This window comes from Enterobacter sp. LM3, from assembly GCF_046622475.1.
In the GTDB taxonomy this organism is placed as follows: domain Bacteria; phylum Pseudomonadota; class Gammaproteobacteria; order Enterobacterales; family Enterobacteriaceae; genus Enterobacter; species Enterobacter cloacae_P.
Genome location: NZ_JBJURN010000004.1, coordinates 356,624 through 370,514 on the forward strand (window position 1 = coordinate 356,624; position 13,891 = coordinate 370,514).

Here is a 13,891-nt window from a genome sequence, read left to right on the forward strand (position 1 = left end):
TATCTCGCATTCAGGTGCTATTCTGACCAAACAATGTTTAGTAAATTAAACAAACATAATGAACACAACACCCGAACTTCATTGCGATGTACTGATCATCGGCAGCGGTGCTGCCGGTCTCTCACTGGCGCTGCGTCTGGCCGAGCATCAGAGCGTTATCGTTCTGAGCAAAGGGCCAATGAGCGAAGGCTCCACTTTTTACGCCCAGGGCGGTATTGCTGCCGTATTTGATGAAACAGACAGCATTGCGTCACACGTAGAAGATACGCTGATCGCCGGAGCTGGGATCGTGGACGAACATGCCGCCGAGTTTGTCGCCAGCAACGCCCGCCACTGCGTGCAGTGGCTTATCGACCAGGGGGTATTGTTCGATACCCAGGTTCAGCCAAACGGTGAAGAGAGCTATCACCTTACCCGTGAAGGTGGGCATAGCCACCGTCGTATCCTGCACGCTGCAGATGCCACAGGGAAAGAGGTTGAAACCACGCTGGTCAGTAAAGCGCTTAGCCATCCTAATATTCAGGTTCTGGAGCGGAGTAATGCCGTTGACCTGATCATTTCCGACAAGATTGGTCTGCCCGGCACGCGTCGTGTGGTGGGAGCCTGGGTCTGGAATCGCAATAAAGAGAAGGTCGAAACCTGTCAGGCAAAAGCCGTTGTGCTGGCCACTGGCGGGGCCTCCAAAGTGTATCAATACACCACCAACCCGGATATTGCCTCCGGTGACGGTATCGCAATGGCCTGGCGCGCCGGTTGCCGCGTGGCGAACCTGGAGTTCAACCAGTTCCACCCGACGGCACTCTTCCATCCGCAGGCTCGCAATTTCTTACTGACGGAAGCCCTGCGTGGCGAAGGGGCTTATCTGAAACGCCCGGATGGTTCCCGCTTTATGCCGGACTTTGACGCCCGGGGCGAACTTGCACCGCGTGATATCGTTGCCCGCGCTATCGACCACGAGATGAAACGTCTTGGCGTGGATTGTATGTATCTGGACATCAGCCATAAACCGGCCGAGTTCATCCGCCAGCACTTCCCGATGATTTACGAAAAACTGCTGGGTCTGGGTATTGATCTGACTCGCGATCCCATTCCCATCGTTCCCGCAGCTCACTATACCTGTGGTGGTGTGATGGTTGACGATCACGGTCGTACCGACGTGGATGGTCTGTATGCCATTGGTGAGGTAAGCTACACCGGGCTGCATGGTGCAAACCGTATGGCATCAAACTCGCTGCTGGAATGTCTGGTTTATGGATGGTCTGCATCGGAAGATATTGCCAAACGCATTCCATATACCCGCCAGACTTCGCGTTTACCCGCCTGGGATGAAAGCCGTGTAGAGAACCCGGATGAGCTGGTCGTGATTCAGCATAACTGGCACGAGCTGAGGTTGTTTATGTGGGACTACGTTGGCATCGTACGCACCACTAAACGTCTTGAACGCGCATTACGCCGCATCACAATGCTACAGCAAGAAATTGATGAATATTACGCCAACTTCCGTGTATCCAATAATCTGCTGGAGCTGCGCAACCTGGTGCAGGTAGCCGAGCTGATTGTTCGCTGCGCGATGATGCGTAAAGAGAGCCGCGGCCTACACTATACCCTGGACTACCCCGACCAACTGGCGGGATCCGGTCCGTCAATTTTGTCCCCGCAGGTTCACATAAACAGATAAAACGCCTGGGTCAGAGCAGTGTAATCTTCGGAGTAACGCTGGTCTGGCCCACGGATCACCATCCTGTCGTTAAAGCACTCCCCTTCTTGTGGTGAAAGTGCCAGCAGCACGCGGTGAGGTAAGCGTCCTTCGGTGTCCGAAATATCGGTTCGTAAACGTAAGTTCCAGCCGATCTCCCGCGCAATCCCAATAAACGTGTTACCGGTATTTTCTGGCAGAACCACGCAGAAAAATCCCTCTTCGGAGATCAACTCTGCCGCACTGGTTAACAGCGCCTTATGATCGAGCGAACCGGTATAGCGAGCCTGCTCGCGTTCCGGCGAACCGCACTCGACACCTGGCTCATAGTATGGCGGGTTACTGACGATAAGATCGTAACGGGCTGTTTGTTCTGGTGCCCAGACCAGCACATCCGCGCACTCAACCTTAATCCGGGCGGCCCACGGCGATTCATCCGCATTTTCGCTCGCCTGCCCTGCGGCCTGTACATCCAGCTCAACGGCATCAATAGTGACGTGTTCTTCCGTGCGCTGCGCCAGCATTAAGGCCAACAGGCCGCTGCCGGTGCCGATATCCAGGATACGTTTAACACCTGCGACAGGTGCCCATGCTCCCAGTAAAATACCATCTGTGCCGACTTTCATCGCACAGCGATCGTGAGCCACAAAAAATTGTTTAAACGTAAAACCATCGCGGCGCAACTGCGCTTTGAGTTGAGACATGTCAGGGCAACCTTCTAAGTGAAACTGGAGTAGCATAGGGGAAAGCGAAGTGGTCGCAAAGCGATATCCATACAAACAGATGAAGATTACAGCCGTAACGTCTATAATCAGCGCCCCACACAGAGGTAGAACATGACTGTAACGACTTTTTCCGAACTTGAACTCGATGAAAGCCTGCTCAATGCTCTTGAGAGCAAAGGCTTTACACGCCCGACCGCCATTCAGGCAGCGGCCATTCCGCCTGCGCTTGAGGGCCGCGATGTGCTCGGTTCTGCGCCAACCGGCACGGGGAAAACAGCAGCCTACTTGCTGCCTGTCTTGCAGCATTTGCTCGATTTCCCTCGCAAAAAATCAGGCCCACCGCGCATTTTGATCCTGACGCCTACTCGTGAACTGGCAATGCAGGTTGCCGAACACGCGCGTGAACTGGCTGCGAACACCCATCTTGATATCGCCACCATTACCGGCGGTGTTGCATATATGAACCACGCTGAAGTGTTCAGTGAGAACCAGGACATCGTCGTGGCGACGACTGGCCGTCTGCTGCAGTACATTAAAGAAGAGAACTTCGACTGCCGCGCGGTTGAAACGCTGATCCTCGACGAAGCCGACCGTATGCTGGACATGGGCTTTGCCCAGGATATCGAACACATCGCGGGTGAAACGCGCTGGCGTAACCAGACAATGCTGTTCTCTGCCACCCTGGAAGGGGAAGCGATTAAAGATTTCGCAGAGCGCCTGTTGGAAGAGCCGGTGGAGGTATCTGCAACCCCTTCCACTCGTGAGCGCAAGAAGATCCACCAGTGGTACTACCGCGCGGATGATCTGGAACACAAAGTTGAGCTGCTCAAGCATTTGCTGAAGCAAGAAGACGCGACTCGCACCATCGTATTCGTGCGTAAGCGCGAGCGTGTGCACGAGCTGGCTGAAATGCTACGTAATGCAGGGATCAACAACTGCTACCTTGAAGGCGAGATGGCGCAGGTTAAGCGTACCGAAGGCATCAAGCGCCTGACCGATGGTCGCGTAAACGTGCTGGTCGCCACCGACGTTGCTGCTCGCGGGATCGATATTCCGGATGTCAGCCATGTGATTAACTTCGATATGCCGCGCAGCGGTGACACCTATCTGCACCGCATTGGCCGTACCGGTCGTGCAGGCCGCAAAGGTATCGCTATTTCTCTGGTCGAAGCACATGATTTCCTGCTGCTGCAGAAAATTGGCCGCTATGTTGATGAGCCGCTGAAGGCCCGCGTTATCAGTGAACTTCGTCCGACCACACGTGCCCCGAGCGAAAAAATGACGGGTAAACCGTCCAAGAAAGCGCTCGCCAAACGTGCTGAGAAGAAAGAGAAAGAAAAAGAGAAGCCGCGCGTTAAACAACGCCACCGCGATACCAAGAACATTGGTAAGCGCCGTAAGCCAAGTGCTGCTGCACCAGAGACGAAAACAGAAGAGTAAAAAAAAGCCGGGAAATTCCCGGCTTTTTTATTTCGCCCCCGTGGCTGAAACCTTACAGGCTTTCAGTAAAGGTACGCGCGATAACATCGCGCTGCTGTTCCGGGGTCAGAGAGTTGAAACGTACCGCATAACCAGAAACACGGATAGTCAGCTGCGGATATTTTTCTGGGTGCTCAACGGCATCCATCAGGGTTTCGCGGCGCAGAACGTTAACGTTCAGGTGCTGACCACCTTCTACGCGCACTTCCGGTTTCACTTCCATTGGGATTTCACGGTATTCAATTTCGCCCAGTTTGCTGACTGGCACAATTTCATCTTCCGCAAAACCTGCTTTTGCTACTACACAGCGTGCTTCACCTTTCTCGCTGTCCAGCAGCCAGAAAGAGTTGAGCAGATCGTCGTTTGCAGCTTTAGTAATCTGGATACCTGTAATCATGTGATGCCTCCCTTAGGCTACAGTAACGGGTGTCGGCCTCTCGCGGCCAATTGGTAAAACCATTGTTGCTTGTGTGTATATATATCATTCAGGCATGGGTGATTTATTGATTTAAATCAACAAAAACACCAACCACATAAAGAGTGTGGTTTGAATTTATTGTTTCAGATCAATTTAGACACTTTACCAATTCAACTTATTTTGCATATTTTCAAAATGAATTTAGTCACTTAGACGCATTTTCAGCGTGGAATTTTGCGCACCGGGTTTTAACGGGTAAGCTAAGCGCAGATTGAGATTCGCAGGAGAGCGAGATGACAACACCTTTAACATGGCACGACGTGCTGGCAGCAGAGAAACAGCAGCCCTATTTTATCAATACCCTCAGTACCGTTGCCGCTGAACGGCAGTCTGGCCAGACAATTTACCCGCCACAAAAAGATGTTTTTAACGCCTTTCGCTATACCGAACTGAGTGATGTGAAGGTGGTTATCCTCGGACAGGATCCTTATCACGGGCCGGGACAAGCGCATGGTCTGGCGTTTTCCGTACGTCCGGGCATTGCCATTCCGCCTTCACTTCTGAATATGTATAAAGAGCTTGAAGGCACCCTGCCCGGGTTTACCCGGCCAAATCATGGTTATCTGGAAAGCTGGGCGCACCAGGGTGTGCTGTTATTGAACACCGTATTAACCGTCCGTGCAGGTCAGGCCCATTCCCACGCCAGTCTGGGCTGGGAAACCTTTACCGATAAAGTCATCAGCCTGATCAATGAACATCGTGAAGGGGTAGTATTTTTACTCTGGGGTTCTCACGCGCAGAAAAAAGGGGCGATTATCGACCGACAGCGTCACCATGTGCTGAAAGCACCACACCCGTCACCGCTGTCAGCGCATCGCGGTTTCTTTGGCAGTAATCACTTTGTACTGGCGAATGAATGGCTGGAAAAACGTGGCGAAACGCCGATTGACTGGATGCCTGTGCTACCGGCTGAAAGCGAGTAATTTGTTTTGTATGCCCGGAGAGCCGGGCATACAAAAAGCACAAATGCTTATGCTTTATTCTGACGCCACCATTCAGCCAGCAGTACGCCAGTTGCCACGGAAACGTTCAGACTTTCCACATTGCCAGTTCCGTCGATAGAGACGCTCAGGTCCGCACTGGACAGCGCAGCATCAGACAGACCATCGCGCTCCTGACCTAACACCAGCACCATTTTACGCGGCAGCGTTGCTTTAAACAGCGGCGTACCGGCATGGCTGGAAGTGGTTACGATGGAGTAACCCGCTTTACGGAACTGCTCAATGGCATCCAGTACGCTGTCACCGGTGATCGGTTGTACGTGCTCAGCACCACCTTCGGCAGTACGGATCGCCGCACCAGATTCCAGCAGTGCAGCATCCTGTAGCAGTACGCCTTTCACGCCAAAGTGTGCACAGCTACGCATCATCGCGCCCAGGTTATGCGGGTTGCCCACATCTTCCAGCGCCAGTACGCAGTCATCGGCATCCGCCTGGCTGACCCACTGCTGAACGGTGGTACCGTTACGTTTTTTGATCAGGAAGCACACGCCACCGTGGTGTTCAGTGCCGGACGCTTTGGTCAGTTCGGCATCGTCAACCACATGGTAGGCTTTACGGTTGGCCGCCATCCAGCGCAGCGCTTCTTTAAAGCGCGGGGTTACGCTCTGGATAAACCAGGCACGGACGATGCACTCAGGACGGCTCTGGAACAGGGCCTGGCAGGCGTTTTCGCCGTACACACGGGTCTCTTCCGCACGCTGACGACGCAGCACTTCCGGGTCGATAAAGCTCTTACCGCTGATACCGCCGTGATCGGCTTTTTCTGGCGTTTCATCGCCAGGGGCGCGAGAAACGGTACGCCACGGGGATGAGTTATCACGTGAGAAGTCATCACGTGGACGGTCATCGCGTTTGCGATCGTCACGCTTACGGTCATCACGTTTGCGGTCATCACCGCGGTTATTTCTGTCATCGCGGGCGGGGCGACGGCCACCGTCTGCACGAGAAGACGCCGGACGCCCGCCACCTTTTCCGGTACGCGGATTTTGGGTGCGTTTATCAGAGTCATCATCACTGCGGACATACATCACTTTGACCTTGCCGCTTTTGTTTTTCATTTCGTCGTTCATGCTTTTCTCCACCAGCGCTGCGCGAAGCGCGCAGATTACCCGATGTGTCAGCGCATAGCCATAATTTCGTACAAAAGCCTGCGACTATTGTTCTCATTGAATAAAACGCATTGTCGTTTCACACGGGCTCATTGATAATATGTAACATATTAGAAACATTATCGGCGTTCTGCCGCTGTCCCACGGCTCTATCAGAGGTTAGTTATGAATACCGTATGTGCCAACTGTCAGGCTCTTAATCGCATTCCGGACGATCGGATTGATGATGGTGCGAAATGCGGGCGTTGTGGCCATGAATTGTTTGATGGTGATGTCATTAACGCTACGGGTGCTACGCTGGACAAACTCCTCAAGGACGATCTTCCTGTGGTTATCGATTTCTGGGCTCCGTGGTGTGGCCCATGTCGTAGCTTTGCGCCCATCTTTGAAGATGTCGCCGAAGAGCGTAGCGGAAAGATGCGTTTCGTTAAAGTGAACACCGAGGCGGAACGCGAGCTCAGCGCGCGTTTTGGCATTCGCAGCATCCCGACCATTATGATTTTCAAGAATGGTGAAGTCATCGATATGCTTAACGGTGCAGTACCGAAGGCCCCTTTTGAAAGCTGGTTAAACGAATCGCTGTAACATTCGCGGGGCACATCTTGTGCCCCGTTCCTGCCTCTGCGAAAATGGGGTTTTCCCCCTGTATTTCGCTCATGACTGATAACGCTGTCCTTCAACTACGTGCCGAACGCCTTGCGCGCGCCACTCGCCCTTTCCTTGCCCGTGGCAACCGTATTCGCCGCTGCCAGCGCTGCCTGCTGCCGCTTAAAGTTTGTTTATGCGAGACGTTGGCCCCGAGCTCGGCGGAGAGCCGTTTTTGTCTGGTCATGTTCGATACCGAACCGATGAAACCCAGCAATACGGGTCGTCTTATCGCCGATATTCTGCCAGATACCGCCGCATTTCAGTGGTCACGCACGGAGCCGCCTCAGGCGCTGCTCGATTTGGTCGCCAGCCCGGACTATCAGCCGATGGTTGTTTTTCCGGCCTCCTATGCCGGAGAACAGCGTCAGGTGCTTTCCACTCCGCCATCAGGTAAACCCCCGCTGTTTATTATGCTGGACGGCACCTGGACCGAAGCACGCAAAATGTTCCGTAAAAGCCCGTATCTTGATGCGCTACCAGTGATCTCAGTGGATCTGTCTCGGGTCTCGACCTATCGCTTACGTGAAGCCCATGCTGACGGTCAATATTGCACGGCTGAAGTGGCGATTGCGCTTCTGGATCTGGCTGGGGACACCACCGCAGCCAGCGCACTGGGCAACCATTTCTCCTGTTTCCGTGAGCGCTATCTGGCGGGAAAAACCGTTCATAAGGGCAGCATCACAGCAACGGAGACGGAAAACGTTTAAAATCATCAGGCCGCTTGCATTCACAGGAGAGTTGCATGAGCCAGCGAGGGTTAGAAGCGCTATTACGTCCTAAATCCATTGCCGTTATTGGTGCATCAATGAAACCAGACCGCGCAGGTTATCTGATGATGCGCAACCTGCTGGCGGGTGGATTTAATGGCCCCGTCATGCCCGTTACGCCCACGTATAAAGCCGTTCAGGGTGTACTGGCATGGCCAGATGTACAAAGCCTGCCTTTTGTACCCGACCTTGCCATTCTGTGTACGCACGCGAAACGTAATCCGGAGCTGCTGGAATCGCTTGGCAAGAAAGGATGTAAAACCTGTATTATCCTTTCGTCTCCTCCTGAACAACAACCTGAGCTGTTGGCATGTGCCAGCCGCTACCAGATGCGCATTCTTGGCCCCAACAGTCTGGGTCTGCTCGCGCCCTGGCAGGGACTGAATGCCAGTTTCTCCCCGGTACCCATCAGCAAAGGTAAACTCGCCTTTATTTCCCAGTCGGCCGCCGTATCAAACACGATCCTCGACTGGGCACAACAGAGGGAGATGGGGTTTTCCTATTTCATCGCACTGGGTGACAGCCTGGATATCGATGTCGATGAACTGCTGGATTTTCTGGCACGTGATAGCAAGACCAGCGCCATTCTTCTCTATCTTGAGCACCTCAGTGATGCCCGCCGTTTTGTGTCTGCATCACGTAGCGCGTCCCGCAATAAGCCAATCCTGGTTATCAAAAGCGGACGTAGCCCCGCCGCTCAGCGCCTGCTGCATTCACATTCCGGTATGGATCCCGCCTGGGACGCCGCAATCCAGCGCGCGGGTTTGTTGCGGGTACAAGATACGCACGAACTTTTTTCTGCCGTTGAGACGTTAAGTCATATGCGACCATTACGCGGCGAAAAACTCATGATAGTCAGCAATGGTGCAGCCCCGGCAGCACTGGCCCTGGATGAGCTATGGCTGCGCAATGGCAAGCTGGCAACACTGGGGGAAGAGACGCTGCAGCGCCTGAGTGAGGCTTTACCGACAAGCGTTTCGCCCGGCAACCCACTCGATTTGCGAGATGATGCCAGCAGCGAACGCTATATCAAGGCCATATCCATTTTACTGGATAGCCAGGACTTTGATGCGCTGATGATTATCCATTCACCCAGCGCAGTAGCACCAGGCAGTGAAAGTGCGCGTGCGCTGATTGAGGCAGTACGGAACCATCCTCGCGGTAAATACGTCACTCTGTTGACCAACTGGTGCGGCGAATTTTCCTCTCAGGAGGCACGACGTCTGTTCAGTGAAGCCGGGCTACCAACATATCGCACGCCGGAAGGCACCATTACCGCATTTATGCATATGGTGGAGTACCGCCGGAACCAGAAGCAACTGCGTGAAACGCCTGCATTACCCGGTAACCTGATGGCGAATTCCGTCGATGTCCACAGGCTGTTACAGCAGGCTATCGAAGAAGGCGCTACGTCGCTTGATACTCACGAGGTGCAACCTATTCTTGGCAGCTATGGGATGCAAACGCTGCCAACGTGGATTGCCAGCGACAGTGCCGAAGCGGTTCATATTGCCGAGCAGATTGGCTACCCGGTCGCCCTGAAGCTCCGCTCGCCCGATATCCCGCATAAGTCGGATATTCAGGGGGTGATGTTGTACCTGCGCACGGCGGCGGAAGTGCAGCAGGCGGCAGAGGCCATTATCGATCGCGCTAAGATGGCCTGGCCACAGGCGAGGATCCACGGGCTACTGGTGCAGAGCATGGCCAACCGTGCGGGTGCTCAGGAGCTGCGGGTGGTGGTTGAGCACGATCCCGTCTTTGGTCCGCTCATCATGCTGGGAGAAGGCGGCGTTGACTGGCGTCCAGAGGAACAGGCGGTGGTCGCTTTACCGCCGCTCAATATGAACCTGGCGCGATACCTGGTTATTCAGGCGATAAAAAGCAAGAAAATCCGTGGCCGAAGTGCCCTGCGTCCACTCGATATTGCCGGGTTAAGCCAGTTTTTGGTACAGGTTTCTAACCTGATTGTCGATTGCGCAGAGATCCAACGGCTGGACATTCATCCGCTGCTCGCCTCCGGCAATGAGTTTACTGCGCTGGACGTCACGCTGGATATTGCACCTTTCGAAGGAGACAGAGAAAGTCGTCTCGCGATCCGTCCGTATCCTTTGCAACTTGAAGAGTGGGTAGAGATGAAAAACGGAGAGCGTGCGCTCTTTCGTCCCATCCTGCCGGAAGACGAACCGCAATTGCGGGTGTTTATCTCTCAGGTCACCAAAGAGGATCTTTACTATCGCTACTTTAGCGAAATCAATGAATTTACCCATGACGATTTAGCCAATATGACCCAGATCGACTACGATCGAGAAATGGCGTTTGTGGCCGTTCGTCGTACCGATCAGGGAGATGAGATCCTCGGCGTGACGCGCGCTATTTCCGACCCGGATAATGTCGATGCGGAATTTGCCGTGCTGGTACGTTCTGATTTAAAAGGTCTGGGTCTGGGACGGCGGCTGCTGGAAAAACTCATCAGTTATACGCGCGATCACGGATTGTTACGCCTGAATGGCATTACTATGCCTAACAATCGCGGTATGGTGACCCTGGCGCGAAAACTTGGATTTGACGTTGATATTCAACTGGACGAAGGGATTGTTGCCCTGTCGCTCAGGCTGACATCAGCGGATAAACAAGAGTAAGCTACTGGAAATGTTAACCACTTTGGACGGTACTGGTGGTATCATTGTCTGCTTATGTTGTTTGCATGGTACAGACAACCCTTCAATGAACAGAGAAGAAACGCACTGTGATGTTGTCAAAATTTAAGCGTAATAAACATCAACAACACCTTGCTCAACTACCGAAGATTTCTCAGTCAGTTGATGATGTAGAGTTCTTTTACGCTCCCGCTCATTTTCGGGAGATGCTTCTGGAAAAGATAGCCAGTGCGACGCGACGTATCTGCGTTGTCGCGCTGTATCTTGAACAAGATGAAGGCGGGCGCGGGATCCTGAATGCGCTCTATGAGGCCAAACGTCAGCGTCCGGAACTGGATGTACGCGTGCTGGTTGACTGGCACCGCGCGCAGCGTGGCCGTATTGGCGCTGTCGCTTCAAATACAAATGCTGACTGGTATTGCCGTACGGCTCAGGAGAACCCTGGCGTCGATGTTCCGGTCTATGGCGTCCCCGTGAATACCCGTGAGGCGCTCGGCGTACTGCATTTCAAAGGATTTATCATCGATGATAGCGTCCTCTATAGCGGCGCGAGCCTGAATGATGTTTACCTCCATCAGCTCGATAAATACCGTTATGACCGTTATCATCTGATCCGCAATCCGCAAATGGCCGATATCATGTTTAACTGGGTTGATAAAAACCTGGTTCATGGTCGCGGCGTAAATCGTCTTGATGATCCCCATCGTCCCAAGAGCCCGGAAATCAAAAACGATGTTCGCTCGTTCCGACAGGAGCTTCGTGACGCGGTTTATTACTTCCAGGGTGATGCAAATAACGAAGAGTTATCCGTTACGCCACTGGTGGGGTTAGGTAAATCGAGCCTGCTGAACAAAACGATCTTCCATTTAATGCCGTGCGCTGAGCAAAAACTCACCATCTGCACGCCATACTTTAACCTTCCAGCCGTTCTGGTACGCAACATCATTCAGCTGCTGCGTGATGGTAAGAAGGTAGAGATCATCGTCGGTGATAAAACGGCAAATGACTTCTTTATCCCGGAAGATCAACCGTTCAAAATCATCGGTGCACTGCCCTATCTCTATGAGATTAACCTTCGTCGTTTCCTGAGTCGTTTACAGTATTATGTGAACACCGACCAGCTGGTTGTTCGTTTGTGGAAAGATGATGACAACACCTATCATCTCAAAGGAATGTGGGTCGATGATGAATGGATGTTATTGACCGGGAATAACCTGAACCCTCGCGCCTGGCGTCTGGATCTGGAAAATGCCATTCTTATCCACGATCCAAAACATGAATTAGCCGCTAAGCGTGAACGTGAGCTGGAACTTATTCGCACTCATACGACTACAGTTCGTCATTACCGCGATCTACAGAGCATCGCCGATTATCCGGTGAAAGTCCGTAAACTGATTCGTCGTTTACGGCGGATCCGTATCGACCGCCTTATCAGCCGTATTCTGTAATGCTCAGGCCCTGTCATCGACAGGGCTTTTTTATGGAGCCTGTTAATGCGAACCACTCTCCTGCTAGCCACCTTTTATCTGACCGGATGCAGCCATATGGCTAACGATAGCTGGTCTGGTCAGGATAAAGCGCAACACTTTATCGCTTCTGCTATGTTGTCCGCTGCAGGTAATGAGTACGCGCAACACCAGGGTTATAGCCGGGATCGTAGCGCAGCCATCGGCCTGATGTTCTCAATCAGCCTGGGGGCATCTAAAGAAATTTGGGATAGCCGCCCTGCAGGGAGCGGCTGGAGCTGGAAAGATTTTGCCTGGGATGTCGCTGGCGCAACCACCGGCTATACCGTGTGGCAGATGGCACATTACTAAAGGCGGATACCTTTACCCTTGCGATGAAGCATCAGGGATACAATGAAAGCCAACGCCCCCATCGCCGTAACGTACCAGAAGAATGTCGTTTCGCTTCCCCATGATTTAAGCGACAGAGCAACATACTCAGCCGACCCGCCAAACAGTGCGTTCGCCACTGCATAAGAAAGCCCTACACCCAGAGCACGAACCTGTGCCGGGAACATCTCCGCTTTCAGTATCCCGCTGATTGAGGTGTAGAAACTGACAATCATCATTGCCAGCATGACCAGGGCAAATGCTGCATACGGTGAGGAGACATGCTGAAGCGCAGACAAAATAGGTACGGTACATAAGGTGGACAGTCCACCAAAAATTAGCATCGACGTGCGACGGCCTATTTTATCGGAAAGTGCGCCGATAATTGGCTGTATGAGCATAAAGACAAACAGCGCAGCAGTCATCACTACGCTTGCGACGTTAGCGTGCATTCCCGTGGTGTTCACCAGATACTTTTGCATATAGGTGGTGAAAGTGTAAAAACTGAGCGAGCCTCCAGCAGTGAAACCGAGAACCAGCAGGAACGCTTTGCGGTTACGCCATAGCCCTTTGAGCGATCCAGCCTCCTTCAGCGTCCTGACCTCTTTTTGCGAGGTTTCATCTAACTGGCGACGCAGCCAAAGCGCAACAACCGCCAGCACCGCCCCCATTGCGAAAGGAATTCGCCATCCCCATTCATGAAGCTGGCTGTCGGTCAGGATTTGCTGGAGGATCACCACAACAAGGATGGCCAGAAGTTGTCCACCGATGAGCGTGACGTACTGGAAAGAGGCGTAAAAACCTTTACGACCTTCGATTGCAATTTCACTCATGTAAGTAGCACTGGTCCCATATTCTCCCCCAACGGACAGTCCCTGGAATAAACGAGCCAGTAACAGCAATGCTGGAGCCCACGTACCAATGGCATCATAACCGGGCAAACAGGCTATCACCAGCGATCCCAGACACATCATACAGACCGAGATCAGCATCGATGTTTTACGTCCACGACGATCGGCAATACGACCGAATAACCAGCCGCCAATTGGGCGCATTAAGAACCCTGCGGCAAAAACTCCAGCGGTCTGAAGTAGCTGAGTCGTTGTGTTCCCGGACGGGAAGAAAATGTGGGCGAAGTAGAGTGAACAAAATGAGTAGACGTAGAAGTCGAACCATTCAACCAGGTTCCCGGATGAAGCGCTGATAATAGCCCATACCCTTCGTCGGGTATCACTGTTAACCAGCGTCCCGCGCGATGTAATGCTTTCTGACATTGTGATTATACTCCTGCCATAAACAGTGGCGTACTGAGACCCGTATTGACTCGATTGTTTCGTAAATGAAATGTTATTATTTTGTTATAAACAACAACGAGACGATGATCACATATTTTATTAGCAGGATAATGGATTAGGAGAAAGGTGAGAAAGCTTCAGGGAGGGGGATCGCGAAAATCCAGAGCAAAAAACCCCGCACCTTCCGGTACGGGGTTCTTC

At 52.8% G+C, this 13,891-nt stretch carries 12 protein-coding genes; 8 read left to right on the top strand and 4 right to left on the bottom strand.

Annotation, left to right across the window (positions count from 1 at the left end):
• The first annotated feature begins 58 nt into the window (after positions 1 to 58).
• Positions 59 to 1,678, top strand: a complete 1,620-nt coding sequence (nadB, locus tag ACJ9N4_RS07675; RefSeq protein ID WP_182918795.1) for an L-aspartate oxidase — start codon at positions 59 to 61, stop codon at positions 1,676 to 1,678.
• Here the strand turns inward: nadB and trmN are convergent.
• Complete coding sequence (gene trmN, locus ACJ9N4_RS07680; RefSeq protein WP_182272327.1) at positions 1,663 to 2,400, bottom strand: tRNA(1)(Val) (adenine(37)-N(6))-methyltransferase TrmN; 738 nt, start codon at positions 2,398 to 2,400, stop codon at positions 1,663 to 1,665. The genes nadB and trmN overlap by 16 nt on opposite strands.
• Before the next feature lie 132 nt (positions 2,401 to 2,532).
• Here trmN and srmB point away from each other — a divergent pair, with 132 nt between their 5' ends.
• The gene (srmB, locus tag ACJ9N4_RS07685) at positions 2,533 to 3,861 is read left to right on the top strand and encodes an ATP-dependent RNA helicase SrmB (RefSeq protein ID WP_182918796.1); all 1,329 of its coding nucleotides are present in this window, start codon (positions 2,533 to 2,535) and stop codon (positions 3,859 to 3,861) included.
• Positions 3,862 to 3,913: 52 nt separating this feature from the next.
• On the opposite strand, the gene grcA is transcribed toward srmB, so the two are convergent.
• Entirely contained in the window at positions 3,914 to 4,297 is a 384-nt protein-coding gene (grcA, locus tag ACJ9N4_RS07690) for an autonomous glycyl radical cofactor GrcA (protein WP_182918797.1), read from the bottom strand.
• A 314-nt stretch (positions 4,298 to 4,611) separates the two neighbouring features.
• Here grcA and ung point away from each other — a divergent pair, with 314 nt between their 5' ends.
• Entirely contained in the window at positions 4,612 to 5,301 is a 690-nt protein-coding gene (ung, locus tag ACJ9N4_RS07695) for a uracil-DNA glycosylase (protein WP_182272330.1), read from the top strand.
• 47 nt (positions 5,302 to 5,348) lie between these two features.
• Here the strand turns inward: ung and ACJ9N4_RS07700 are convergent, their stop codons facing one another.
• Entirely contained in the window at positions 5,349 to 6,449 is a 1,101-nt protein-coding gene (locus ACJ9N4_RS07700; protein ID WP_182272331.1) for a tRNA/rRNA methyltransferase, read from the bottom strand.
• A gap of 204 nt (positions 6,450 to 6,653) precedes the next feature.
• On the opposite strand from ACJ9N4_RS07700, the gene trxC reads away from it, so the two are divergent.
• The 5 genes from trxC to ACJ9N4_RS07725 all read left to right on the top strand — a co-directional run bounded on the left by trxC (position 6,654) and on the right by ACJ9N4_RS07725 (position 12,377).
• A complete protein-coding gene (gene trxC / locus ACJ9N4_RS07705) occupies positions 6,654 to 7,073 on the top strand; it encodes a thioredoxin TrxC (RefSeq protein ID WP_182272332.1) in 420 nt (139 codons plus the stop codon).
• A 71-nt stretch (positions 7,074 to 7,144) separates the two neighbouring features.
• Positions 7,145 to 7,843, top strand: coding sequence for a tRNA-uridine aminocarboxypropyltransferase (tapT, locus tag ACJ9N4_RS07710; RefSeq protein WP_182272333.1), 699 nt, complete (start codon positions 7,145 to 7,147; stop codon positions 7,841 to 7,843).
• A gap of 35 nt (positions 7,844 to 7,878) precedes the next feature.
• Positions 7,879 to 10,542 carry a bifunctional acetate--CoA ligase family protein/GNAT family N-acetyltransferase gene (locus ACJ9N4_RS07715; RefSeq protein WP_411500381.1) on the top strand — a complete coding sequence of 888 codons (2,664 nt, stop codon included), beginning with the start codon at positions 7,879 to 7,881 and terminating at the stop codon, positions 10,540 to 10,542.
• A 110-nt stretch (positions 10,543 to 10,652) separates the two neighbouring features.
• Positions 10,653 to 12,008, top strand: coding sequence for a CDP-diacylglycerol--serine O-phosphatidyltransferase (gene pssA / locus ACJ9N4_RS07720; RefSeq protein ID WP_182274559.1), 1,356 nt, complete (start codon positions 10,653 to 10,655; stop codon positions 12,006 to 12,008).
• A 45-nt stretch (positions 12,009 to 12,053) separates the two neighbouring features.
• Positions 12,054 to 12,377, top strand: coding sequence for a YfiM family lipoprotein (locus ACJ9N4_RS07725; RefSeq protein ID WP_182272335.1), 324 nt, complete (start codon positions 12,054 to 12,056; stop codon positions 12,375 to 12,377).
• Here ACJ9N4_RS07725 and ACJ9N4_RS07730 read toward each other — a convergent pair.
• A complete protein-coding gene (locus ACJ9N4_RS07730; protein WP_182272336.1) occupies positions 12,374 to 13,669 on the bottom strand; it encodes an MFS transporter in 1,296 nt (431 codons plus the stop codon). The two genes, ACJ9N4_RS07725 and ACJ9N4_RS07730, sit on opposite strands and share 4 nt — an antisense overlap.
• Positions 13,670 to 13,891 lie beyond the last annotated feature (222 nt).